We start from the raw sequence: 23,696 nt of genomic DNA on the forward strand, positions 1-23,696 counted from the left end.
CGCCGGGCCCGGGACGGTGGCACGCTGCCGTGCATGGGCGTTATGAGGCTTTCAAGGCAAGGGGCGGCCCGCAGGCGGGTGTTCGGCGCGGCCGGGCTCGGCGCGGTCGCGGTGTTCGGGGTGGCCGCGTGCGAACCGGGTGACGGGCTGAGCGCCGCGTCGGCCGCGTACACGACCGACCAGGCAGGCACCAGGGAACTGGAGCGCCGGGGCGTCGACGTGCAGTGGCTGAGCTGCACCGGCAACTACGGCGACGGCAACAAGGCCTTCACGCCCGGCAAGTCGCCCTCGCCGACCGTGCGCACCGTGGCCGACGTCGACTGCCAGGGGGAGACCCGCAGCGGGCAGGACATCACCATCACCGGCAAGGTCACCCGCGCGATCGACGGCAAGTGCGTACGAGGCGACCTCACCGCCAAGGTCGGCGGCAAACAGCGCTTCCACGTCAGCGTGCTGGGCAACTGCGACGCCGCCGGCACCCCGCCCGTCTCCTACGACCCCCAGCGGCCCGGATCCACCGTGACCGTCACCGAGACCCAGACCATCTGGTGCGAGAACTACCCGTCCTGCCGGCCCGTCCAGGGCAAGTGAGCCGCGCGTGGACGGGACGGCAAGTGATCCAAACCCCTGCCGGGGCGGCCGGACGCTGCATAGGGTGACCGGGTGACACAGTCCGTACCCCCCGCGTACCTCCGGTTCCCCCACCTGCACGGCGACCACGTCGTCTTCACCGCCGAGGACGACGTCTGGGCCGCCCCGCTCGACACCGCGGGCCGCGCCTGGCGGGTCAGCGCCGACAACGTCCCGGTGAACCATCCGCGCATCTCCCCGGACGGCACCACCGTCGCCTGGACCTCCACCCGGGACGGAGCCCCCGAGGTGCACGCGGCCCCCCTGGACGGCGGCCCCGCCAGGCGGCTCACCCACTGGGGCAGCAACCGGACCCAGGTCCGCGGCTGGACGCCGGAAGGACACGTGCTCGCCCTCAGCACGGCGGGCCAGGCCTCCTTGCGGCGCAGCTGGGCCCGCGCCGTCCCGCTCGACGGGGGACCCGCCGCCACCCTCCCGTACGGGCCCGTCGGCGACGTCGCCCGCGGGGGACCCGGCACCGTCCTGCTGTCCGCCCCCATGGGCCGCGAGGCCGCCTGGTGGAAGCGCTACCGCGGCGGCACGGCGGGCAAGCTGTGGATCGACCGCGACGGCGACGGCGAGTTCGTCCGGCTGCACGAGGACCTCGACGGCAACGTCGAATACCCGATGTGGGTGGGGGAGCGCGTCGCGTTCCTGTCCGACCACGAAGGTGTCGGAGCCGTGTACTCCTCCCTCGCCGACGGCTCCGACCTGCGCCGGCACACCGGGATCGACGGCTTCTACGCCCGGCACGCCGCCACCGACGGCACCCGGATCGTCTACGCGTCCGCCGGTGAACTCTGGCTCCTCGACGACCTCGACGACCTCGACGGCGCCGGAGCGCGCAGGCTCGACGTCCGGCCCGGCGGCCGGCGGGTCGACCTCCAGCCGCACCCCGTCGACGCGGCCCGCTGGTTCGGCGCGGGCGCGCCCGACCACACCGGACGCGGCAGCGCGATCTCCGTGCGCGGCGCCGTCCACTGGATCACCCATCGCTCCGGCCCCGCCCGCGCGCTCGCCGCCGAACCCGGCGTACGCGCCCGGCTGCCCCGCACCTTCCGCGCCGACGGCGAGGAGTACGTGGTGTGGGTGACCGACGCCGAGGGCGACGACGCCCTCGAGTTCGCGCCCGCCACCGGGGCCGCGCCCGGCGCCGCCCCGCGCCGCCTCGCCGCGGGCCGGCTGGGCCGGGTCCTCGGGCTCGCCATGGCACCCGACGGCAGCCGCGCCGCCGTCGCCGCCCACGACGGGCGCGTCCTGCTCGTCGAGCGGGAGACGGGAGAGGTCAGGGAGGTCGACCGCGGCGAGGACGGCGAGGTCTCCGGGCTCGTCTTCTCGCCCGACTCCGCGTGGCTCGCCTGGTCGCACCCCGGCCCGCGCCCGCTGCGCCAGCTCAAGCTCGCCAACACCGCCGACCTGTCGGTGACCGAGGCGACCCCGTTGCGCTTCCGGGACTACGCGCCCGCGTTCACCCTCGACGGCAGGCACCTCGCCTTCCTGTCGGCGCGGTCCTTCGACCCCGTCTACGACGAGCACGTCTTCGACCTCGCCTTCGTCGGCGGGGCCCGGCCCCACCTCATCACGCTGGCCGCGACCACCCCCTCGCCCTTCGGCCCGCAGCGCCACGGCCGCCCCTTCGACGCCCCCGGCAAGGACGAGACACCCGACAGCGAGGGCGCCCCGGCCACCCGGATCGACCTCGAAGGACTCGGCGACCGCATCGTGCCGTTCCCCGTCGAGGCCGCTCGCTACTCCGGGCTGCGGGCCGCCAAGGACGGCCTGCTGTGGCTGCGCCACCCGGTGCGCGGAGTGCTCGGCGCCTCCCGTGCCACCCCCGGCCATCCTGACCCCGGCAGCGACCTGGAGCGTTACGACCTCCTCCAGCAGCGCGTCGAGCATCTCGCCGCGGACGCCGACCACTTCACGGTCAGCGGCGACGGCAAGCGGGTCCTGCTGTGGACCGACGGCAAGCTCAAGGTCGTACCGAGCGACCGCCGCGCCTCGCACGACGACGAGAGCGACAGCAACATCACCGTCGACCTCTCCCGGGTCCAGCAGAGCGTCGACCCGGCCGCCGAGTGGCGGCAGATGTACGAGGAGACCGGCCGCCTCATGCGGGACAACTTCTGGCGTCCCGACCTCGGCGGCGTCGACTGGGACGGGATACTCGCCCGGTACCGGCCGGTCCTGGAGCGCGTCGCCACCCACGACGACCTGGTCGACCTCCTCTGGGAGGTGCAGGGCGAACTGGGCACCTCGCACGCCTACGTCACCCCCCGCGGCCGAAACGGCGGGTCACCCGCCCAGGGGCTGCTCGGAGCGGACATCTCCCGCCACGAGGACGGCAGTTGGCGCATCGACCGGATCCTTCCCTCGGAGACCTCCGACCCCCGCGCGCAGGCGCCGCTCGCCGCTCCCGGAGTCGCCGTCCGCGCGGGGGACGCCGTCGTCGCGGTCGGCGGACGGCCGGTCGACCCGGTGGCCGGCCCCGGACCGCTCCTCGTCGGGACGGCGAACAAGCCGGTCGAGCTGACCGTCTCCCCGTCCGGCGGCGGCGATCTGCGGCACGCGGTGGTCGTCCCCCTCGATGACGAGGAGCCGCTGCGCTACCACGCCTGGGTCGCCGACCGCCGCGCCCACGTCCACGAGATGTCCGGCGGACGCCTCGGCTATCTGCACGTGCCGGACATGCAGGCGCCCGGCTGGGCCCAGATCCACCGTGACCTGCGCGTCGAGGTGGCCCGCGAAGGACTCGTCGTCGACGTCCGCGAGAACCGCGGCGGACACACCTCCCAGCTCGTCGTCGAGAAGCTCGCCCGCCGGATCGTAGGCTGGGACGTGCCCCGCGGGCTGCGCCCCTTCAGCTACCCCGAGGACGCGCCGCGCGGCCCCGTCGTCGCGGTCGCCAACGAGTTCTCCGGCTCGGACGGCGACATCGTCAACGCGGCGGTCAAGGCGCTCGGCATCGGCCCCGTGGTCGGCACGCGGACCTGGGGCGGCGTGGTCGGCATCGACAGCCGCTACCGGCTCGTCGACGGCACCCTGGTCACCCAGCCCAAGTACGCGATCTGGCTGGAGGGTTACGGGTGGGGCGTCGAGAACCACGGCGTCGATCCGGACGTCGAGGCCGTCCAGCGGCCTCAGGACCACGCGGCCGGACGTGACGTCCAGCTGGACGAGGCGATCCGCATCGCGCTGGCGGCGCTCGCCGAGAACCCGGCCAAGTCCGCGCCGCCGCTGCCCGAGTTGTGATTCGCCGTGGTCCCCGCCCGGCGGTTGGCCCGCCGGCGAGAACCGCTCCGCACGGGGCGCGGGACCGGCGGGCCGCTACGATGCCGTCAACAGTGATCAGCGGGCGCGAGGAGGCACACGCATGTCGGGACAGCCGCAGGACGACTGCCTGTTCTGCAAGATCGTCGCGGGGCAGATCCCGGCGACCGTGGTGCGGGAGACCGACACCACCCTCGCCTTCCGGGACATCAACCCGCAGGCCCCCACCCACATACTGGTGATCCCCAAGGCCCACCACGCCGACGCGGCCGCACTCGCCGCCGCCGAACCGGCGCTCGCGGCCGACGTGCTGTGCGAGGCCGGGGAGGTCGCCGCCGAGGAGAAGCTGGACAGCTACCGGATCGTGTTCAACACCGGCAGCGGCGCCGGACAGACCGTCTTCCACGCGCACGCCCACATCCTGGGCGGACGCGGCCTGACGTGGCCTCCCGGGTAAGGACGGCACCCCGCTTTGTCCGTACGTGAACTGGTGGTCCTCGGCACCGCCAGCCAGGTCCCGACCCGGCACCGCAACCACAACGGCTATCTGCTGCGCTGGGACGGCGAGGGCCTGCTCTTCGACCCCGGCGAGGGAACCCAGCGGCAGCTGCTCCGCGCCGGGGTCGCCGCGCACGACCTGAACCGGCTCTGCGTCACGCACTTCCACGGCGACCACTCCCTCGGCCTCGCCGGCGTGATCCAGCGCATCAACCTCGACCGGGTGCCGCACGAGATCACCGCTCACTACCCGCGCTCCGGACAGCGGTTCTTCGACCGGCTCCGGTACGCCACCGCGTACCGCGAGACCGTCGCGCTCAGCGAGGCCCCCGTCGACGCCGACGGGGTGCTCGCCACCACCGCCTCCTACACCCTGGAGGCCCGGCGGCTCTCGCACCCCGTGGAGAGCTTCGGCTACCGGCTGGTCGAACCGGACGGCCGGCGCATGCTGCCGGAGCGGCTCGCCGCACACGGGATCACGGGGCCCGACGTCGGACGCCTCCAGCGGGAGGGTTCGGTCGGCGGGGTCACCCTCGCCGAGGTCAGCGAGGTGCGGCGCGGGCAGCGGTTCGCCTTCGTCATGGACACCCGCCTCTGCGACGGCGTGCACGCGCTCGCCGCGGGCTGCGACATGCTCGTCATCGAGTCCACATTCCTCGACGAGGACGTGCGACTGGCCACCGACCACGGCCATCTGACCGCCGGTCAGGCCGGGCGGGTCGCGGCGGACGCGGGTGCGCGGCATCTCGTGCTCACCCACTTCAGCCAGCGGTACTCCGAACCCGAGGAGTTCGAGCGGCAGGCCAGGGCCGCCGGGTTCGAGGGGGAACTGACCGTGGCGCACGATCTGATGAGGGTGCCGGTACCCAGGCGCGGGTGAACGCGCGGATGAGTGCGCGGGGTGAGTGCACAGGGTGAACGCGCGGGGTGAATGCGCTGGTGACGCGCCGGTTTGGGTTTCAAGACGTCGGGGGAGCGACCGTACGATGCTTCGATGCCCCTCCCCAAAGCTGAACTGCACCTGCACATCGAAGGCACCCTCGAACCGGAGCTCGCCTTCGCGCTCGCCGCACGCAACGGCGTCACGCTGCCGTACGCCGACACCGAAGAGCTCCGCCAGGCGTACCTCTTCGACGATCTCCAGACGTTCCTGAACCTGTACTACGAGCTCATGGCCGTCCTGCGGACGGAGCAGGACTTCACCGACCTCGCCGACGCGTATCTCGCGCGCGCCGCCGCGCAGGGCGTACGGCACGCGGAGATCTTCTTCGACCCGCAGGCCCACCTCGCGCGCGGGGTGGACATGGGCACCGTCGTGGACGGCCTCACCCACGCGCTCGGCCGCAGCGAGGAGACGCACGGCGTCTCCACCCAGCTGATCATGTGCTTCCTGCGGGACGAGTCCGCCGAGTCGGCGCTGCGGACCCTGGAGGCCGCGCGCCCCTACCTGGACCGGATCGTCGGCATCGGTCTCGACTCCGCCGAGGTCGGCCACCCGCCGGCCAAGTTCCGCGAGGTGTACGAGGCCGCCGCCGCGCTCGGACTGCGACGTGTCGCGCACGCGGGCGAGGAGGGGCCGCCCGCCTACATCACCGAGGCGCTCGACGTACTGGGTGTCGAGCGCGTCGACCACGGGCTGCGCTGCATGGAGGACGCCGAGCTGGTCGAACGGCTCGTGCGGGAGCGGGTACCGCTGACGCTGTGCCCGCTGTCCAACGTACGGCTGCGGGCCGTGGACGTCCTGGAGGACCACCCGCTGCCCGCGATGATGGACGCCGGGCTGCTGTGCACCGTCAACTCCGACGACCCCGCCTACTTCGGCGGGTACGTCGGCGACACCTTCCACGCCGTGCACGAGGCGCTCGGCCTCGGTCACGAGCGGCTGCGCGAGCTGGCCCGCAACTCGTTCCTGGCCTCCTTCCTCGAACACGACGAGGAGCGGCGCTCGCGGTACCTCGCCGAGGTCGAGGCGTACGAGTTCCGGCCGGCGGCCGCCGGCACGGAGTAACCCCGGTGCCCGGTGCCCGGTGCTGAGTGGTTCCGGCGCCGGGGACCGTTTGCCGGCCATTGACGGGCCGGGAGCCGCTCTCTAGCCTCATCTCATACGTGGATAGCGTCTACATATGGAGATGGTATGCCTACGGACACGGAGGCCGACGTCGTCGCACGGCTGCGGAGCGGAATGGCGCACGGAGTGCTGTCGTTCCCGCTCACCAGCTTTCACGACGACGGCTCCCTCGACCTCGACGGCTTCCGCGCCCACCTCGAGACCCAGCTCGCCACCCGGCCCGGCGCCGTCTTCCCGGCCTGCGGCACCGGGGAGTTCTTCTCCCTGGACGAGGACGAGTACCGCAAGGTCGTCACCGCCGCGGTGGAGGTGACGGCGGGCCGGGTGCCCGTCGTGGCCGGGACCGGGTACGGCTGGGCGCAGGCCGCCCGGTTCGCCCGCCTCGCCGAGGACGCCGGCGCCGACGCCCTGCTCGTCCTGCCGCACTACCTCGTCGCCGGCCCGCAGGACGGACTCGTCGCCCAGCTGGAGCAGTTGGCGGCACGGACCACGCTGCCGCTGATCGCCTACCAGCGCGGGCAGGTCGCCTTCACCCCCGCCTCGCTGCGCCGGATCGCCCGCATCCCCGGGGTCGTCGGGCTCAAGGACGGGCACGGCGACCTCGACCGGCTCCAGCGGCTGACCCTCGCCGCACCCGAGGGCTTCCTGTTCTTCAACGGCGCCGCCACCGCGGAGATCCAGGCCCGCGCGTACGCCGCCGTCGGCGTGCCCGCGTACTCGTCGGCCGTGCACGCCTTCGCCCCCGAGATCGCCGGCCTCTTCTTCGCCGCCCACCGGCGCGGTGACGACGCCGTCATGGACCGGCTGCTGCGCGAGTTCTACACCCCCTTCGTCGAACTGCGCGACCGGCGGACCGGCTACGCCGTCTCGCTCGTGAAGGCCGCCGCCCGGCTGCGCGGACATCCCGTCGGCCCCGTACGCGCCCCGCTCACCGACCCCTCGCCCGCCGACCTCGCCGACCTGGAGTCCCTGCTCACCGCCGGGCTGCGGCTCGCGTCCGCCCTCGCCCCCGTGGGAGCCGCCCTGTGACGCGCGACCTGACCGTCACCGAGGTCCGGCTGACCCCGATCCTGGTCGCCGACCCGCCGCTGCTCAACACCCAGGGAGTGCACCAGCCGTACACACCCCGCCTGATCGTGGAGGTCGTCACCGCGGACGGCGTCACCGGTGTCGGCGAGACGTACGGCGACAGCAAGTATCTGGAACTCGCCCGGCCCTTCGCCGCGCGGCTGGTGGGGCGGCAGGTCTCCGACCTCAACGGCCTGTCCGCGGTTGCGGACGCGGTGGCCGTCGACCGGGAGCGGGTCGACGACAAGGTCGATGTCGGCGGGCTGCGCGGCGTGCAGACCGCCGACAAACTGCGGCTGTCGGTCGTCTCCGGCTTCGAGGTGGCCTGTCTGGACGCCCTCGGCAAGGCTCTCGGGCTGCCCGTGCACGCGCTGCTCGGCGGCAAGGTGCGGGACGCGGTCGAGTACAGCGCGTACCTCTTCTACAAGTGGGCCGGGCACCCCGCGGGCGTCGCGGCCCAGCAGGACGACTGGGGCGCCGCCCTCGACCCGGCCGGAGTCGTCGCGCAGGCGCGGAAGTTCACCGAGCGCCACGGATTCACCTCCTTCAAGCTCAAGGGCGGGGTCTTCCCGCCCGAGGAGGAGATCGCCGCCGTACGCGCCCTCGCGAAGGCCTTTCCCGGGCAGCCGCTGCGGCTCGACCCCAACGGCGCCTGGTCGGTGGCGACCTCGCTGCGGGTCGCGGACGAGCTGGGTGACGTGCTCGAGTACCTGGAGGACCCGGCGCTCGGCACGCCCGCCATGGCCGAGGTCGCGGCGAGGACGAACGTGCCGCTCGCCACCAACATGTGCGTGACCACCTTCGCGGAGATCCCGGAGGCGTTCACCCGGGGAGCCGTCCAGGTCGTGCTCTGCGACCACCACTACTGGGGCGGCCTGCGCAACACCCGCGAACTCGCCGCCACGTGCCGCACGTTCGGCGTCGACGTGTCCATGCACTCCAACACCCACCTGGGCATCTCGCTCGCCGCCATGACCCACGTCGCGTCGACCGTCCCCGGCCTGCACCACGCCTGCGACTCCCACTATCCCTGGCAGTCCGAGGACGTACTCACCGAGCGCCTCACCTTCGAGAACGGCTCGGTAGCCGTGTCCGACGCGCCGGGACTCGGAGTCGAACTCGACCGCGCCAGGCTGGAGTTCCTGCACCGGCGCTGGCTCGACGACGACGGAACGCTGCGCGACCGCGACGACGCGGCCGCGATGCGGGCCGCCGACCCGGGATGGGTCACCCCCGCCGTCCCCCGCTGGTAGACCCCACCCGGGGCGGCGGACGCGGCGTCCGGATCCGGACCCGCCCGGCCGCCCCGGGATCGCGGGCGACGCACCGAAGGGCCCGCGCCCGGCCCGAAGCGGCCCGGCACCCCCGCGCCGACCGGGCCCGACACAGACCGCGGCGTCCCCGGGGGTGACCGGGCCCCGAGCGACGGGAGTGGCACACTGGCCTGGATCCGCACCACGCCAGGGAGCCCACCGTGATCGCGTCCGACGGAGAGGGACCGCACCGCCAGGCCCAGGTCGACCCGCTCGCCGGGCTGCGCACCCCGCACGACCCGCCGTGCGACGTCTACCTCACGGGCACCGTCTTCCTCGACATCGTCTTCACCGGCCTCGACTCCGCCCCGGTGCGCGGGACCGAGTCCTGGGCCCGCGGGATGGGGTCCAGCCCCGGCGGCGTCGCCAACATGGCCACCGCCCTCGCCCGCCTCGGACTGCGTACGTCCCTGGCCGCGGCCTTCGGCGACGACCACTACGGGGAGTACTGCTGGGACGCGCTGGAACAGGGCGAGGGCATCGACCTCGGCCCCTCCCGCACCGTCCCCGGCTGGCACTCGCCGGTCACCGTGTCGATGGCCTACGAGGGCGAGCGGACGATGGTCAGCCACGGGCACGAGCCGCCCCCGGAGGAACCCGCTCCCGACCACGCCCCACGCGCGCGTGCCGCCGTCGCCTCGCTGGTCCCCGGCACCGGCGCACCGTGGATCGCCGAGGCGGCCCGCGCCGGCACCCACATCTTCGCCGACGTCGGCTGGGACGACACCGGCCGCTGGGACCTGGCCGGACTCACCGACCTCCGGCACTGCGAGGCCTTCCTGCCGAACGCCGAGGAGGCCATGCGCTACACCGGCGCCGACTGCCCCCGCGCCGCCGCCCACGCGCTGACCGAACACGTACCGCTCGCCGTGGTCACGCTCGGCGCGGAGGGCGCGTACGCCGTGGACGGCCGCACCGGCGAGAGCGCCGTGGTCCCGGCGATCGCCGTGGAGGCACTGGACCCCACCGGCGCCGGTGACGTCTTCGTCGCCGGTTTCGTCACCGGCGCACTCGCCGGCTGGCCCCTCGCCGACCGGCTCGCCTTCGCCGGGCTGACCGCCGCACTCTCCGTCCAGGAGTTCGGCGGCTCCCTCTCGGCGCCCGGCTGGTCCGAGATCGCCGCCTGGTGGCGCCGCGTCCAGTCCGTTGACGGCCAGGCCCCCGCCGCCCTCACCCGGTACGCCTTCCTCGAGGACCTCATCCCCGAGGTGAGCAGACCGTGGCCGCTGCGCAGGGCCGTTCCCACGATCGGTTTCCGCCGCTTGGCCTGACACGCGTGCGACGGGTGTGGAAAAGGCCTACGGCGTTGTCGGTGCACCGACGTACCCTTGGCAGAGCGAGGGCGGCCCACGCCGAGCGGCCCCGGTACGAGGAGGACGAGCAAGGCCTACAGAGCCGGCCCATGACTGACACACCCACAGTGCACGACCCCGCACAGGGGCAGGCGAGAGCGCAGTTCACCGTTCCGGCCGCGCACCCCATGGTGACCGTGCTGGGCTCCGGGGACGCGCTGCTCCGCGTGATCGAGAAGGCCTTCCCGGCGGCCGACATCCATGTCCGGGGCAACGAGGTCAGCGCGACCGGCGACGCGGGTGAAGTCGCGCTCGTCCAGCGCCTGTTCGACGAGATGATGCTCGTGCTCCGCACGGGACAGCCGATGACGGAGGACGCAGTGGAACGCTCGATCGCCATGCTCAGGGCGAGCGAGAACGGGGAGGGCGACGGCGAGGAGACCCCCGCCGAGGTGCTCACACAGAACATCCTGTCCTCGCGTGGCCGCACCATCCGCCCCAAGACGCTCAACCAGAAGCGGTACGTCGACGCCATCGACAAGCACACCGTCGTCTTCGGCATCGGCCCCGCGGGCACCGGCAAGACCTACCTGGCCATGGCCAAGGCGGTCCAGGCACTGCAGTCCAAGCAGGTCAACCGGATCATCCTGACCCGCCCCGCGGTCGAGGCCGGCGAACGCCTCGGCTTCCTGCCCGGCACGCTCTACGAGAAGATCGACCCGTACCTGCGCCCCCTGTACGACGCGCTGCACGACATGCTGGACCCGGACTCGATCCCGAAGCTGATGGCCTCGGGCACGATCGAGGTCGCCCCGCTGGCGTACATGCGTGGAAGGACCCTCAATGACGCCTTCATCATCCTGGACGAGGCTCAGAACACGAGCCCCGAGCAGATGAAGATGTTCCTCACCCGGCTCGGCTTCGAGTCGAAGATCGTGATCACGGGTGACGTGACGCAGGTGGACCTCCCGAGCGGGACGAAGTCCGGTCTGCGGCAGGTACAGGACATCCTGGAGGGCCTCGACGACGTCCACTTCTCGCGCCTGACGTCCCACGACGTCGTCCGGCACAAGCTGGTCGGCCGTATCGTCGACGCGTACGAGAAGTACGACAGCACGCACGGCACCGAGAACGGCACGCACAAGAGCCGCGGCACAGCCGGACCCAAGGGGAAGTAGAACCGCACGACCATGTCGATCGACGTCAACAACGAGTCCGGAACCGAGGTCGACGAGCAGGCGATCCTCGACATCGCCCGCTACGCCCTCGCGCGGATGCGCATCCACCCGCTCTCCGAGCTCTCGGTGATCGCCGTGGACGCCGACGCCATGGAGCAGCTGCACATCCAGTGGATGGACCTGCCCGGGCCCACGGACGTCATGTCCTTCCCGATGGACGAGCTGCGTCCGCCGGCGAAGGACGACGACGAGCCCCCGCAGGGCCTGCTCGGCGACATCGTGCTCTGCCCGGAGGTCGCGGAGCGGCAGGGCAAGGACGCCCCGACGCAGCACTCCATGGACGAGGAGCTCCAGCTCCTGACCGTCCACGGAGTGCTGCACCTCCTCGGCTACGACCACGAGGAGCCGGACGAGAAGGCCGAGATGTTCGGGCTGCAGGCGGCCATCGTGGACGGCTGGCGCACGGAGAAGGGCCTGACCGGCCCCTCCCCGGCCCCGACCGTCTCCTAGGGGCGGGGCCTCATGAGTCCTCAGCTCGTCACCGGTGCCATCGCGCTCGTCGTCGTCGCCTGGCTCGCCGCCTGCGCGGAGGCGGGCATCGCACGCGTCTCCAGCTTCCGCGCGGAGGAGGCCGTCCGCGGCGGGCGGCGCGGCAGTGCCAAGCTCGCGCAGGTCGCCGCCGACCCGACCCGCTATCTGAACGTCGCCCTGCTGGTGCGCATCACGTGCGAGATGGCCGCCGCCGCCCTCGTCACGTACGCGTGCCTGAACGAGTTCGACAAGACCTGGCAGGCCCTCGCGGTCGCCATCGGCGTGATGGTCCTCGTCAGTTACGTGGCGGTCGGCGTCTCCCCGCGCACCATCGGCCGCCAGCACCCGATGAACACGGCGACCGCGGCCGCCTACGTGCTGCTGCCGCTGGCGCGGGTCATGGGGCCCATCCCGCCCCTGCTGATCCTCATCGGCAACGCGCTCACGCCCGGAAAGGGCTTCCGCCGCGGACCGTTCGCCTCCGAGGCCGAGCTGCGCGCGCTCGTCGACCTCGCCGAGAAGGAGTCCCTCATCGAGGACGAGGAGCGCCGCATGGTGCACTCCGTCTTCGAGCTGGGCGACACACTCGTCCGCGAGGTGATGGTGCCGCGCACCGACCTCGTCGTCATCGAGCGCTACAAGACCATCCGGCAGGCGCTGACGCTCGCCCTGCGCTCCGGCTTCTCGCGCATCCCGGTCACCGGGGAGAGCGAGGACGACGTCGTCGGGATCGTGTACCTGAAGGACCTGGCGCGCAAGACGCACATCAGCCGGGACGCGGAGAACGAGCTGGTGTCCACGGCGATGCGGCCCGCCGCCTTCGTGCCCGACACGAAGAACGCGGGCGACCTGCTCCGCGAGATGCAACAGGAACGCAACCACGTCGCCGTCGTCATCGACGAGTACGGCGGCACGGCCGGGATCGTCACCATCGAGGACATCCTGGAGGAGATCGTCGGAGAGATCACCGACGAGTACGACCGCGAGCTGCCCCCCGTCGACGAACTGGGCGAGGACCGCTACCGGGTGACCGCCCGTCTGGACATCGGGGACCTCGGTGAGCTGTACGGCTTCGAGGCGTACGACGACGAGGACGTGGAGACGGTCGGCGGGCTGCTTGCCAAGGCCCTCGGCCGGGTGCCCATCGCCGGTGCCTCCGCCGCGGTGGAACTGCCCGACGGCCGGGAACTGCGGTTGACCGCGGAGGACTCCGCCGGCCGGCGCAACAAGATCGTGACGGTGCTCGTGGAGCCGGTGAGCGAGGACCGGGTGCCGGAGGAGGAGGCGGTGGCGGAGTGACGCCCCAGGCGCTGCGCGCGTTCTGCCTCTCCTTCAACGCGACCGTCGAGGACTTCCCCTTCAATCCGGACACGTCCGTCTTCAAGGTGCTCGGCAAGCTCTTCGCGCTCACGAACCTGGACGGGCGACCGCTCACGGTCAATCTGAAGTGCGACCCCGACGACGCGGTCCGGCTGCGCGAGGAGCATCCCGGCCTGATCGTCCCCGGGTACCACATGAACAAGCGGCACTGGAACACCGTGACGGTGGACGGCGCTCTTCCGGACCGCCTGGTCCGGGAGCTGGTCGAGGACTCGTACGACCTGGTGGTCGCCGGTCTGCCGAAGTCCGACCGACTGCGGCTCGACCGGCCCTGAGTCCTCTGTCCGACGGGTCGATAAGCTCCTCGTATGACCGAGACTCCCGCCCTCGATCCCGAGGACCGCAAGATCGTCACCCTGGCCCGTTCCGCCCGGGCCCGCAACGGTGTGCCCGAGGGGGCCGCCGTACGGGACGAGACCGGACGGACGTATGTCGCAGGGACCGTCGGCCTGGACTCCCTGAAGCTGAGCGCGCTGCAGACCGCGGTGGCGATGGCGGTGGCGTCGGGGGCGACGTCGCTGGAGGCGGCGGCGGTCGTGACGGACGCGGAGGCCGCGTCCGCGGAGGATCTGGCGGCGGTGCGGGATCTCGGGGGGCCCGGGACGCCGGTGCTGGTCGCCGGGGGCGACGGGGTGGTTCGGACGACCGTCAGCGCGGGCTGAACCCACGTCGGGGGGTGGGGCCTCTTTCGGAGGTCCCCACCGCCGGGTCTTCCCCCGCCGTGGGCGGGACCGCGGGTGGGGGCTCTTCCGGCCCGGGCCGCGCCCGGCCTTCTCCTCGGACGCCGGAGGGGCTGGACTTCCACCGCTCCGGCGAGCTGGGCCGCCGGGCCGGGTCAGAGGGCGTCCGGGCCTCGTTCGTCGGTGCGGACGCGGACCACCGTCTCCACCGGGACCGACCAGACCTTGCCGTCGCCGATCTTGCCGGTGTGGGCCGCCTTGACGATCGCGTCGATCGCGGCGTCCGCGTCGGCGTCCCCCACGACGACCTCGATGCGGACCTTCGGGACGAGGTCGACCCGGTACTCGGCGCCGCGGTACACCTCAGTGTGGCCGCGCTGACGCCCGTACCCGCTGGCCTCCGTGACGGTCATGCCGTTCACGCCGAGTTCCTGGAGGGCGGTCTTGACCTCGTCGAGGCGGTACGGCTTGACGATGGCGGTGATCAGTTTCATGCCTGGGCCTTGACCTTCTGGGCGTGGAGGACGGACGACGACACCGGGGCGCCGTGCCCCAGAACCCCGTGATCGTAAGCGCTCTCGGCGTGCACCGTAAGGTCGAGACCCGTCTGCTCCTGCTCCTCGTCGGCGCGGAAGCCCAGCAGCCTGTCGATCAGCTTCCCGAGCCCGTACGTGACGAGGAAGGCGTACGCCCCGACGGCCAGGACGGCGACCAGCTGCCTGCCGAGCTGGCCGAACCCGCCGCCGTAGAGCAGCCCCTCGGCGCCCTTGGTCATCGACTCCGTCGCGAAGACGCCGATGAGGAGTGTGCCGATGACACCGCCGACGAGGTGGACGCCGACCACGTCCAGCGAGTCGTCGTAGTTCAGCTTGAACTTCCAGCCCACCGCGTACGAGCAGACGACGCCGGCGGCGAGGCCGACGACGAGGGCGCCCAGGAGCGAGACCGAGCCGCAGGACGGGGTGATCGCGACGAGACCGGCGACGGCGCCGGAAGCCGAGCCCAGCGTGGTGGGGTGCCCGTCGCGGCGCTGCTCCACGAAGAGCCAGCCCAGCAGGCCGGTGCAGCCGGCGGCGAGGGTGTTGAGGAACGCGGCGGCGGCGAGACCGTTCGCGCCGAGTGCCGAACCCGCGTTGAAGCCGAACCAGCCGAACCAGAGCAGACCGGCGCCCAGCATGACCATGGGCAGGTTGTGCGGCCGCATGGCGTCCTTCTTGAAGCCCAGGCGCGGGCCGAGGACCAGGCACAGGGCGAGTCCCGAGGCGCCGGAGGTGATCTCGACGGGCAGCCCGCCCGCGAAGTCCAGCGCGCCCAGTGCGTCGAGGATCCAGCCGCCCGGGCCCCACACCCAGTGGGCGACGGGAACGTATACGAGCAGCGCCCACAGCGGTACGAAGACCAGCCATGCCCCGAACTTCGCCCGGTCGGCGATCGCGCCGCTGATCAGCGCGGCCGTGATGATCGCGAAGGTCAGCTGGAAGGTGGCGAAGAGGAGGGTGGGGACCGTGCCCTGGACGCTGTCCGGGCCGAGGTCCGCCATCCCGGCGTGCTTCAGACCGCCGATCAGGCCGCCGAACGCGTCGTCGCCGAACGCGAGGGAGTAGCCGGCGGCCAGCCACACGACCGTGACCAGGGCGATCGACACGAAGCTCATCATCAGCATGTTGAGGACGCTCTTCGTGCGGACCATGCCGCCGTAGAACAGGGCGAGGCCCGGAGTCATCAGCAGGACGAGCGCGGTGGCGGCGAGCAGCCAGGCGGTGTCGCCTGTGTCGAGGTGCGGGGCGGCCAGGATCACAGTCTCTCCAGCGGTGCGGGGCGGCGTCTCACGCGCGAGGGCGTCGTCCGAGGGTCACCGGCCCGCGTTTCGGGTCGCGCACACGCACGTTTCCGGCGTGTTTCGTGTTGCGCGGGCGTTTCCGGGACCTCACGGGCCGGGGCCCGAGGGCGGGCCGGGTGATCCCGGCGGGGAAGTCCTTGGGAACCTTGGTGCGGCGGCCGCCCGACGATCAGGGACAATGGGCGCCATGAGCGTTCGTACCGAGTCATCCGAGCCGTCCGAGGCCACACACCGCGCCGGCTTCGCCTGCTTCGTGGGCCGTCCCAACGCGGGCAAGTCCACCCTCACGAATGCTCTGGTCGGCCAGAAGGTGGCGATCACCGCGAACCAGCCGCAGACCACCCGGCACACGGTGCGCGGCATCGTGCACCGGCCGGACGCGCAGTTGATCCTGGTGGACACCCCCGGGCTGCACAAGCCGCGCACGCTCCTCGGCCAGCGGCTCAACGACGTCGTACGCACCACCTGGGCCGAGGTCGACGTGATCGGCTTCTGTCTGCCGGCGAACGAGAAGCTGGGCCCCGGCGACCGCTTCATCGCGAAGGAGCTGGCGTCGATCAAGAAGACGCCGAAGATCGCGATCGTCACGAAGACCGACCTCGTGGACAGCAAGACGCTCGCCGAGCAGCTCATCGCGATCGACCAGCTCGGCACGGAGCTCGGCTTCGAGTGGGCGGAGATCGTGCCGGTGTCCGCGGTCGCCGACGACCAGGTCGGTCTGCTGTCCGACCTGCTGGTCCCGCTCCTCCCGAAGGGCCCGGCGCTCTATCCGGAGGGCGACCTCACCGACGAGCCCGAGCAGGTCATGGTGGCGGAGCTGATCCGCGAGGCCGCGCTGGAGGGCGTGCGCGACGAGCTGCCGCACTCCATCGCCGTCGTCGTCGAGGAGATGCTGCCCCGCGAGGACCGGCCCGCCGACAAGCCGCTCCTCGACATCCACGCCTTCGTCTACATCGAGCGGCCCAGCCAGAAGGGCATCGTCATCGGCCCGAAGGGCAAGCGGCTCAAGGAGGTCGGCATCAAGTCCCGCAAGCAGATCGAGGCGCTGCTGGGCACGCCGGTCTTCCTCGACCTGCACGTGAAGGTCGCCAAGGACTGGCAGCGGGACCCGCGGCAGCTGCGCAAGCTCGGGTTCTGAGGTCCCGGGCCGGGGCACTCCCGGCTCGTTCGCGGGCCGGCCCGCCGCACCCGCCGCTGTGGACGGCGGGGGCCGCGGGCGTCCTCCCACGCGTCCGCCGGAGGAACCCAGGGCCCGTCGGACAGGCCCTAGCCCTGGTCGGCGGGTTCCGCGATCAGGGCCGTGGCGACCCGGCGGAATCCCAGCCGGCCGTACATGCGGGCCACGTCGTCGTCCCCGGCCGACAGGAACACGGTGCCGACCCCGCGGGCCTCGGCGTCGGCCACCAGGGCGGCGGTGACCGCGAGCCCCAGGCCGCGCCGGCGGGCGGACGGCAGGGTGCCCACGCCCGCCACCTCGGTCACCGGGCCGACCGGCAGGTGCATCCCGGAGCAGAGCGCGACGCCGTTCTCGATCGCGGCGGCCAGCACGGTGCGGCCCGCCCGGATCCGGTCGGCGGCGTCGGGCACGTCACCGGCGCGCGCGGTGGTCTCGGCGGCCAGTTCGGCGGGCCCGGCCTCGCCGACGGCGGTGCCTGGGGCCGCGAAGGCCAGGTGCGGCAGCGCGAGGGCACTGGCCAGGAACGGGTCGTCGGGGCCGAGGACGCGGACGAGGGGGTGCGGGGCGGGCAGGGTGACGTCGGTGTCCCGGACCATCAGCGGATGCTCGTGCACCCGCAGCCCGGACGCCTCGACGGCCTCCCGCAGCCCCGGCGTCACCTCAGCCACCCACTCGAACGCCTCCGGCACGCCGAGTTCGCGCTGCCGGGCCCTGACCCGGCCGACGTCCTCGGCGGTGGCCGCGGGTCCCTGCCGCCCGAGCGCGGGCCGCGCGTAGTAAGGCCAGCCGAGGCCCTCCCGTACGAACAGGGTGAGCGGTCCGAAGTCCTCCGCCCGGGCGGCGGCGCGGGGTACCGAGTCGTAGTAGTGCTCGAGAGGGCCGAGAGACTGGTGAGGGGTGGTCATGACCCCCCATCCAAGACCACGGGCACCGGTCGGGGCATCCGATATTCGGTCCGCCCCCGGCCGTCGCTTCGGGCAGGTGCTCGGGCGCCGTCATCCCCGCGCCCGCAGGGCGTCCCGCAGCCAGTGGTACGACGCCTTCGGTGTCCGCTCCAGCGTGTCGCGGTCGACGTGGACCAGGCCGAAGCGGCGCGCGTACCCCTCCGCCCATTCGAAGTTGTCGAGCAGCGACCACACGAAGTAGCCGCGGACGTCGACGCCCGCCTCCGACGCCCGGTGCAGCGCGCGGACATGGCCGTCCAGGAAGGCGATCCGCTCCTGGTCGTCCAGCCCCTCGTACGAGCAGCCGTTCTCGGTGACGACCACCGGCGGGAGCCGGTCGCCGTAGCGCTCGGCGAACCCGGTGAGCAGCTCGGTCAGTGCCTCCGGGACCACCGGCCAGCCGAAGTCCGTGACGGGGTAGCCCTCCAGTTCCCGTACCGAGAAGGGGAGTTCGGCGGGCAGTGTCAGCCCGCCGAACTCGATCTCCGCGCCCTCGGGGGCGCCCACCTTCGTCGGCTGGTAGTAGTTGATCCCGTACCAGTCCAGCGGCTCGGCGATGACCTCCAGGTCCGTCGCGACGTCCCCCGGCAGCAGGTCGGCGATGCCCTCCGGGTAGCTCCCGAGCAGCAGGGGGTCCGCGAACAGGCGGTTGAGGAGGACGTCGTAGAAGTCGGCGGCCGCCACGTCCTCGGGACGGTCCGAGGCCGCCCACGTCGGTCCGTGCGAGTTGGCGATCCCGATGTCCACCGCGCCGCCCGCGCGCAGCGCCCGTACCGCGAGACCGTGCGCCAGCAGCTGGTGGTGGGCCACCGGCAGCGCGTCGAACAGCAGCCGCTCACCCGGGGCGTGGGCGCCGAGCGCGTGGCCCAGCAGCGTGTGCTCGGCCGGTTCGTTCAGAGTGATCCACTTGTCCACGCGGTCGCCGAGGCGGGTGACGACGGCCGACACGTACTCGGCGAACCGGGAGGCGGTGTCGCGGTCCAGCCAGTCCAGCCCCAGCGGGAGGTCCCAGTGGAAGAGCGTCGGCACGGGGCGTACGCCCGCCTCCCGGAGCTCGTCGACCAGCCGGTCGTAGAAATCCAGGCCGCCCGGGGAGTTCACCCGGGGCCAGGACACCGAGAAGCGGTACGCGTCCACTCCGAGGTCGCGCAGGAGGGCCACGTCCTCGCGGTAGCGGTGGTAGTGGTCGCAGGCCACCGCCGCCGTCGAGCCGTCCTTCACCCGGCCCGGCTCGGCGGTGAACGCGTCCCACACGGAGGCGCCGCGCTGGTCGGCCGCCCCCTCGATCTGGTGGGCCGAGGTGGACACGCCCCAGAGGAAGCCGGGCGGGAACTGCGGAAGGGGGTTCGTCGCCATGCGCGCGATCATCCGTACCGGCGGTAAGGGAAGTCAACGGGCAGGCACGGACTACGAGTTGCCCATTTCCCTCAGCGCGCGGGGACCACGGGTCCGCCGCCTTCCCTCAGCGCGCGGGGGCCACGGGTCCGCCGCCTTCCCCCGGCGCGCGGGGCCCCGCGCTACGCCCCCTCCTTCAGCACGTGGGAGATCAGCTCGCGCTGCTCCTCCGTCAGCAGCGGGTCGGCCGCGTACACCGTCTTCCCGTCCACCGTGATCTCGTAGGCGAAGCCGTCCGGCACCCCGGGCGCGGGTGTGCCCCGGCCGGCGGCTACCACCCGCTCGGCCAGGGTCTGCCACGCGCAGGCATCGGCCCACTTCGAGGTGTCCACCTCCGCGCACCGCTCGATCCCCGCGAACCCGCCCGTACGCCGTACCTGAATACGCATGGGTCCTGTCTAGTACGAAAGCGTCCGGCGGGCCACGGCTACAGGGTGCGCACCCCGACCTGTTCCCACGCCTTGGACACGGCCTGGTACTCCTCGCCGTCCCCGTAACGGGCGCGCGCCGCGGCGACGGTCAGGGTGGCGAAGTCGGCGAACAGCGCGTCCGCACGCAGCTCCCCGCCGGTCAGGACGTCGTACCAGATCTGTCCGGCGCGCTCCCAGGCGTGGCCGCCGAGGGCCTGGGCCGCGAGGCAGAAGGCGTGGTTGGGGATGCCGGAGTTGATGTGCACGCCGCCGTTGTCGCGGCCGGTGCGGACGTAGCCGTCCATCGTCGCGGGCTGCGGGTCCTTGCCGAGCACGTCGTCGTCGTACGCCGTGCCGGGCTCCTTCATGGAGCGCAGCGCCCTGCCGGTGACGCGCGGGGCGAGCAGCCCCGCGCCGATCAGCCAGTCCGCCTCGGCGGCCGTCTGGCCGAGGGTGTACTGCTTGATGAGGGAGCCGAAGACGTCCGACATGGACTCGTTCAGGGCGCCCGGCTGGCCGAAGTACGTGAGGTTCGCCGTGTACTGGGTGACGCCGTGGGTCAGTTCGTGGCCGATGACGTCGACCGGGATGGTGAAGTCGAGGAAGATCTCCCCGTCCCCGTCGCCGAACACCATCTGCTCGCCGTTCCAGAACGCGTTGTTGTAGTCCCGGTCGAAGTGCACGGTGGCGTTCAGGGGCAGGCCCGCGCCGTTGACCGAGTCGCGGGCGTACGCCTGGAGGTAGAGGTCGAAGGTGGCGCCGAGGCCCGCGTACGCCCGGTTGACCGTGGCGTCCGCACCGGGTTCGTCGCCCTCGCCGCGCGCCTTCCTGCCGGGCAGGTCCTGGTGGTGGCGGGCGTCGTAGACCGTCCGGTGGGCCCTGCCGCTCTCCGCCTGCGGCGGTGCGGCCGCCGCGGGGGCGCCGAGGACCGTGGTCAGCCGGCGGTGGGTGCGTTCGAGGGCGTCGCGCTCCAGGGTGCGGCGCGCGGGTCCGGCGAGAGCGGGGTCCTCGTGGCGGGCGAGCGTGTCGAGGACGTGGGGCGGCACGATGGTGCAGAAGACAGGCTCGAGGCCTGCTCGATTGGCGGTCATGCGGGCACGTTCGCACTGCGTCACGCACCTGTCACTACCCGCAACCATGATTGGTGAAAAAGGGGCGATAAGGAACCTCCTCGTCCACTCCCGTGTGGTATGACGCACCTTTTGTCCGTTAGGGCCGAGCGGTCCCGCATACTGATACAGGCCCCCGCACGGAGCGTGGCTCGGCTAGGCTGCGGAGCATCATGCATTTCGGGCTGCTTCTTCTTAGCTGCCGCGGCGAGGGCCTGTAGTCGAGGCCGACCCCCTCCCCGCGGAGTCTGGCGTTGCGCCGTCGGCCGTCCATTCGGACACCTTCGAGGAGCCCTCGCATCATGCCGAACCGTCAGCAGCCCACCTCCATGCCGGTCCACAAGTACCGCCCGTACGACCAGGTCGACATCCCCGACCGGACGTGGCCGGACAACCGGATCACCGTCGCCCCCCGCTGGCTCTCCACCGACCTGCGTGACGGCAACCAGGCGCTGATCGACCCCATGTCGCCCGCCCGCAAGCGCGAGATGTTCGACCTGCTGGTGAAGATGGGCTACAAGGAGATCGAGGTCGGTTTCCCCGCCTCCGGCCAGACGGACTTCGACTTCGTCCGCTCGATCATCGAGGACGGGACCGCGATCCCCGACGACGTGACGATCTCCGTGCTGACCCAGGCCCGCGAGGACCTGATCGAGCGGACCGTCGAGTCCCTGGTCGGGGCCAGGCGGGCCACCGTCCACCTGTACAACGCCACGGCCCCGGTGTTCCGCCGGGTCGTCTTCCGCGGCTCCCGGGACGAGATCAAGCAGATCGCCGTCGACGGCACCCGGCTGGTCGTGGAGTACGCCGAGAAGCTGCTCGACGAGCGCACCGCCTTCGGCTACCAGTACAGCCCCGAGATCTTCACCGACACCGAGCTGGACTTCGCCCTGGAGGTCTGCGAGGCCGTCATGGACGTCTGGCAGCCGGGCCCGGACCGCGAGATCATCCTCAACCTGCCCGCCACGGTGGAGCGGTCGACCCCCTCGACGCACGCGGACCGCTTCGAGTGGATGAGCCGCAACCTGACCCGCCGCGAGTACGTCTGCCTCTCCGTCCACCCGCACAACGACCGCGGTACGGCGGTCGCGGCGGCCGAGCTGGCGCTGATGGCCGGCGCCGACCGCATCGAGGGCTGCCTGTTCGGCCAGGGTGAGCGCACCGGCAACGTCGACCTGGTCACCCTCGGCATGAACCTGTTCTCGCAGGGCGTCGACCCGCAGATCGACTTCTCGCAGATCGACGAGATCCGCCGCACCGCCGAGTACTGCAACCAGATGGAGGTCCACGCCCGCCACCCGTACGTCGGCGACCTCGTCTACACCTCCTTCTCCGGCTCCCACCAGGACGCCATCAAGAAGGGCTTCGACGCCATGGAGGCCGACGCGGCCACCAGGGGCGTCACCGTCGACGACATCGAGTGGGCGGTCCCGTACCTGCCGATCGACCCGAAGGACGTCGGCCGCTCCTACGAGGCCGTCATCCGCGTCAACTCGCAGTCGGGCAAGGGCGGCATCGCGTACGTCCTGAAGAACGACCACAAGCTGGACCTGCCGCGCCGGATGCAGATCGAGTTCTCGAAGATCATCCAGGCCAAGACGGACGCCGAGGGCGGCGAGGTCACCCCGAAGGGCATCTGGGCGGTCTTCCAGGACGAGTACCTGCCGAACCCGGAGAACCCCTGGGGCCGTATCCAGGTCAAGACCGGTCAGACCACGACGGACAAGGACGGCGTTGACACGCTGACCGTCGAGGCGTCGGTCGACGGCGTCGACACCGTCCTGACCGGCACCGGCAACGGTCCCATCTCCGCGTTCTTCGACGCCCTGCAGTCCGTCGGCATCGACGTGCGGCTGCTGGACTACACCGAGCACACGATGAGCGAGGGCGCGTCCGCGCAGGCCGCCTCGTACATCGAGTGCGCCATCGACGGCAAGGTCATGTGGGGAATCGGCATCGACGCGAATACGACACGTGCCTCGCTGAAGGCCGTCGTCTCCGCCGTCAACCGCACGGCTCGCTGACGAGCCTGACCGGCGTCTTTCGGAGCCCGTTCCGCCTGATGAGGCGGAACGGGCCCCGTCGTTTACCGGCCAAACCCGGTCCGGGTCACGCAGAGGTCCCGCCCGGGGTACTGACTCCGCGTCGACAATGTGGCTAACATCACGCCAACGCGGCGATGCTGCCGCGGGGTTACGGAGGTGCGACGTGCTGCCAGGATGGGGACGAAACGACCGTGTTGTCCGCGTTGGTCGTGTATCCCGCGTTCTAGGCCTCCGCACCGCGTGGACCGCCGCCGGTGACGGCGAGTTCTTCTGCCCCGGCTGCGGGGGTGACCGCAACTACCAGCGGCTGACCGGCCGCCGCCGCTTCACCCTCCTCGGCGTCCCGCTCCTCGCCCGCGGCGAGACCGGCCCCGTCGTCGAATGCGCCGCCTGCCGCGGGCACTTCGGCACCGACGTCCTCGACCACCCCACCACGACCCGGTTCTCGGCGATGCTCCGCGACGCCGTGCACACGGTCGCGCTCGCGATCCTCGCGGCGGGCGGCACCTGCTCCCGCGCCGCCCTGGAGACCGCGGCCGCCGCGGTGCGGGCCGCCGGCTTCGACGACTGCACCGAGGAGCAGCTGAACGCCCTCGTGGAGGCCCTCGCCGCCGACACGGGCCGCTTCTTCGGCGAACCGTGCGGGGCGGGGCTGGCCATCGAGCTCCACGAGGCCCTCGACCCGCTGGCGCCGCACCTCGCCGCCGTCGGCAGGGAGGCGGTCCTGCTCCAGGGCGCCCGCATCGCCCTGGCCGACGGGCCCTACACGCCCGCCGAGCGGGACGTCCTCGCCACGGTGGGCGCCGCGCTCACGATCTGCTCCGACGACGTGACCCGGCTGCTGGCGGCGGCGCGTACGCCGTCCTAG

22 protein-coding genes are annotated in these 23,696 nt (G+C 72.2%); 16 read left to right on the forward strand and 6 right to left on the reverse strand.

Features of this window, described 5'->3' with window-relative positions; genetic code table 11:
- Positions 1-33 precede the first annotated feature (33 nt).
- The 13 genes from AC0ZLC_RS10345 to AC0ZLC_RS10405 all read left to right on the forward strand — a co-directional run bounded on the left by AC0ZLC_RS10345 (position 34) and on the right by AC0ZLC_RS10405 (position 13,890).
- The gene (locus AC0ZLC_RS10345) at positions 34-591 is read left to right on the forward strand and encodes a hypothetical protein (protein ID WP_476751610.1); all 558 of its coding nucleotides are present in this window, start codon (positions 34-36) and stop codon (positions 589-591) included.
- Between the two features lie 72 nt (positions 592-663).
- Entirely contained in the window at positions 664-3,882 is a 3,219-nt protein-coding gene (locus AC0ZLC_RS10350; RefSeq protein ID WP_476751611.1) for a S41 family peptidase, read from the forward strand.
- Between the two features lie 121 nt (positions 3,883-4,003).
- Positions 4,004-4,357 carry a histidine triad nucleotide-binding protein gene (locus AC0ZLC_RS10355; RefSeq protein WP_476751612.1) on the forward strand — a complete coding sequence of 118 codons (354 nt, stop codon included), beginning with the start codon at positions 4,004-4,006 and terminating at the stop codon, positions 4,355-4,357.
- 15 nt (positions 4,358-4,372) lie between these two features.
- Positions 4,373-5,278, forward strand: coding sequence for a ribonuclease Z (locus AC0ZLC_RS10360; protein ID WP_476751613.1), 906 nt, complete (start codon positions 4,373-4,375; stop codon positions 5,276-5,278).
- A 114-nt stretch (positions 5,279-5,392) separates the two neighbouring features.
- Complete coding sequence (locus AC0ZLC_RS10365; RefSeq protein ID WP_476751614.1) at positions 5,393-6,406, forward strand: adenosine deaminase; 1,014 nt, start codon at positions 5,393-5,395, stop codon at positions 6,404-6,406.
- Between the two features lie 126 nt (positions 6,407-6,532).
- The gene (locus AC0ZLC_RS10370; protein WP_476751615.1) at positions 6,533-7,495 is read left to right on the forward strand and encodes a 5-dehydro-4-deoxyglucarate dehydratase; all 963 of its coding nucleotides are present in this window, start codon (positions 6,533-6,535) and stop codon (positions 7,493-7,495) included.
- On the forward strand, positions 7,492-8,787 hold the full coding sequence (locus AC0ZLC_RS10375; RefSeq protein ID WP_476751616.1) for a glucarate dehydratase family protein: 1,296 nt from the start codon (positions 7,492-7,494) through the stop codon (positions 8,785-8,787). Before AC0ZLC_RS10370 ends, AC0ZLC_RS10375 begins: the two co-directional genes overlap by 4 nt.
- A 221-nt stretch (positions 8,788-9,008) precedes the next feature.
- Positions 9,009-10,118, forward strand: a complete 1,110-nt coding sequence (locus AC0ZLC_RS10380) for a carbohydrate kinase family protein (RefSeq protein ID WP_476751617.1) — start codon at positions 9,009-9,011, stop codon at positions 10,116-10,118.
- A gap of 131 nt (positions 10,119-10,249) precedes the next feature.
- Complete coding sequence (locus AC0ZLC_RS10385) at positions 10,250-11,317, forward strand: PhoH family protein (RefSeq protein WP_476751618.1); 1,068 nt, start codon at positions 10,250-10,252, stop codon at positions 11,315-11,317.
- 12 nt (positions 11,318-11,329) lie between these two features.
- Positions 11,330-11,827 carry an rRNA maturation RNase YbeY gene (gene ybeY / locus AC0ZLC_RS10390; RefSeq protein WP_476751619.1) on the forward strand — a complete coding sequence of 166 codons (498 nt, stop codon included), beginning with the start codon at positions 11,330-11,332 and terminating at the stop codon, positions 11,825-11,827.
- Positions 11,828-11,839: 12 nt separating this feature from the next.
- Positions 11,840-13,147, forward strand: coding sequence for a hemolysin family protein (locus tag AC0ZLC_RS10395; RefSeq protein ID WP_476751620.1), 1,308 nt, complete (start codon positions 11,840-11,842; stop codon positions 13,145-13,147).
- Positions 13,144-13,503 carry an MmcQ/YjbR family DNA-binding protein gene (locus AC0ZLC_RS10400; RefSeq protein ID WP_476751621.1) on the forward strand — a complete coding sequence of 120 codons (360 nt, stop codon included), beginning with the start codon at positions 13,144-13,146 and terminating at the stop codon, positions 13,501-13,503. The genes AC0ZLC_RS10395 and AC0ZLC_RS10400 overlap by 4 nt, the downstream gene beginning before the upstream one ends.
- Positions 13,504-13,536: 33 nt before the next feature.
- The gene (locus AC0ZLC_RS10405) at positions 13,537-13,890 is read left to right on the forward strand and encodes a cytidine deaminase (protein ID WP_476751622.1); all 354 of its coding nucleotides are present in this window, start codon (positions 13,537-13,539) and stop codon (positions 13,888-13,890) included.
- Positions 13,891-14,063: 173 nt separating this feature from the next.
- Here the strand turns inward: AC0ZLC_RS10405 and AC0ZLC_RS10410 are convergent, their stop codons facing one another.
- Positions 14,064-14,402: a P-II family nitrogen regulator gene (locus AC0ZLC_RS10410; protein ID WP_358851044.1), complete on the reverse strand. Its 339-nt coding sequence runs from the start codon at positions 14,400-14,402 to the stop codon at positions 14,064-14,066.
- Entirely contained in the window at positions 14,399-15,706 is a 1,308-nt protein-coding gene (locus AC0ZLC_RS10415) for an ammonium transporter (RefSeq protein WP_476751623.1), read from the reverse strand. The genes AC0ZLC_RS10410 and AC0ZLC_RS10415 overlap by 4 nt, the downstream gene beginning before the upstream one ends.
- 220 nt (positions 15,707-15,926) lie before the next feature.
- On the opposite strand from AC0ZLC_RS10415, the gene era reads away from it, so the two are divergent.
- On the forward strand, positions 15,927-16,886 hold the full coding sequence (era, locus tag AC0ZLC_RS10420) for a GTPase Era (RefSeq protein WP_476751624.1): 960 nt from the start codon (positions 15,927-15,929) through the stop codon (positions 16,884-16,886).
- Positions 16,887-17,014: 128 nt separating this feature from the next.
- On the opposite strand, the gene AC0ZLC_RS10425 is transcribed toward era, so the two are convergent.
- The 4 genes from AC0ZLC_RS10425 to AC0ZLC_RS10440 form a co-directional block, all read right to left on the reverse strand.
- Positions 17,015-17,830, reverse strand: coding sequence for a GNAT family N-acetyltransferase (locus AC0ZLC_RS10425; protein ID WP_476751625.1), 816 nt, complete (start codon positions 17,828-17,830; stop codon positions 17,015-17,017).
- A gap of 90 nt (positions 17,831-17,920) precedes the next feature.
- The gene (locus tag AC0ZLC_RS10430; RefSeq protein ID WP_476751626.1) at positions 17,921-19,237 is read right to left on the reverse strand and encodes a GH1 family beta-glucosidase; all 1,317 of its coding nucleotides are present in this window, start codon (positions 19,235-19,237) and stop codon (positions 17,921-17,923) included.
- 149 nt (positions 19,238-19,386) lie between these two features.
- A complete protein-coding gene (locus tag AC0ZLC_RS10435) occupies positions 19,387-19,653 on the reverse strand; it encodes a protealysin inhibitor emfourin (protein WP_476751627.1) in 267 nt (88 codons plus the stop codon).
- Between the two features lie 38 nt (positions 19,654-19,691).
- On the reverse strand, positions 19,692-20,765 hold the full coding sequence (locus AC0ZLC_RS10440) for a M4 family metallopeptidase (RefSeq protein WP_476751628.1): 1,074 nt from the start codon (positions 20,763-20,765) through the stop codon (positions 19,692-19,694).
- 320 nt (positions 20,766-21,085) lie between these two features.
- Here AC0ZLC_RS10440 and leuA point away from each other — a divergent pair, with 320 nt between their 5' ends.
- Both leuA and AC0ZLC_RS10450 read left to right on the forward strand, forming a co-directional pair.
- On the forward strand, positions 21,086-22,807 hold the full coding sequence (leuA, locus tag AC0ZLC_RS10445) for a 2-isopropylmalate synthase (RefSeq protein WP_476751629.1): 1,722 nt from the start codon (positions 21,086-21,088) through the stop codon (positions 22,805-22,807).
- A gap of 184 nt (positions 22,808-22,991) precedes the next feature.
- Positions 22,992-23,696, forward strand: a complete 705-nt coding sequence (locus AC0ZLC_RS10450) for a TerB family tellurite resistance protein (protein ID WP_476751630.1) — start codon at positions 22,992-22,994, stop codon at positions 23,694-23,696.

The sequence above is a fragment of the Streptomyces sp. GLSS-08 genome (genome assembly GCF_056387915.1).

Excerpts from the sequence above, each read along its gene's own strand:
- AC0ZLC_RS10345 (WP_476751610.1), top strand. The coding sequence starts at position 34 with ATGGGCGTTATGAGGCTTTCAAGGCAAGGGGCGGCCCGCAGGCGGGTG.
- AC0ZLC_RS10355 (WP_476751612.1), top strand. The coding sequence starts at position 4,004 with ATGTCGGGACAGCCGCAGGACGACTGCCTGTTCTGCAAGATCGTCGCG.
- AC0ZLC_RS10365 (WP_476751614.1), top strand. The coding sequence starts at position 5,393 with ATGCCCCTCCCCAAAGCTGAACTGCACCTGCACATCGAAGGCACCCTC.
- AC0ZLC_RS10370 (WP_476751615.1), top strand. The coding sequence starts at position 6,533 with ATGCCTACGGACACGGAGGCCGACGTCGTCGCACGGCTGCGGAGCGGA.
- AC0ZLC_RS10385 (WP_476751618.1), top strand. The coding sequence starts at position 10,250 with ATGACTGACACACCCACAGTGCACGACCCCGCACAGGGGCAGGCGAGA.
- ybeY (WP_476751619.1), top strand. The coding sequence starts at position 11,330 with ATGTCGATCGACGTCAACAACGAGTCCGGAACCGAGGTCGACGAGCAG.
- AC0ZLC_RS10395 (WP_476751620.1), top strand. The coding sequence starts at position 11,840 with ATGAGTCCTCAGCTCGTCACCGGTGCCATCGCGCTCGTCGTCGTCGCC.
- AC0ZLC_RS10405 (WP_476751622.1), top strand. The coding sequence starts at position 13,537 with ATGACCGAGACTCCCGCCCTCGATCCCGAGGACCGCAAGATCGTCACC.
- AC0ZLC_RS10410 (WP_358851044.1), bottom strand. The coding sequence starts at position 14,402 with ATGAAACTGATCACCGCCATCGTCAAGCCGTACCGCCTCGACGAGGTC.
- era (WP_476751624.1), top strand. The coding sequence starts at position 15,927 with ATGGGCGCCATGAGCGTTCGTACCGAGTCATCCGAGCCGTCCGAGGCC.
- AC0ZLC_RS10425 (WP_476751625.1), bottom strand. The coding sequence starts at position 17,830 with ATGACCACCCCTCACCAGTCTCTCGGCCCTCTCGAGCACTACTACGAC.
- AC0ZLC_RS10430 (WP_476751626.1), bottom strand. The coding sequence starts at position 19,237 with ATGATCGCGCGCATGGCGACGAACCCCCTTCCGCAGTTCCCGCCCGGC.
- AC0ZLC_RS10435 (WP_476751627.1), bottom strand. The coding sequence starts at position 19,653 with ATGCGTATTCAGGTACGGCGTACGGGCGGGTTCGCGGGGATCGAGCGG.
- AC0ZLC_RS10440 (WP_476751628.1), bottom strand. The coding sequence starts at position 20,765 with ATGACCGCCAATCGAGCAGGCCTCGAGCCTGTCTTCTGCACCATCGTG.
- leuA (WP_476751629.1), top strand. The coding sequence starts at position 21,086 with ATGCCGAACCGTCAGCAGCCCACCTCCATGCCGGTCCACAAGTACCGC.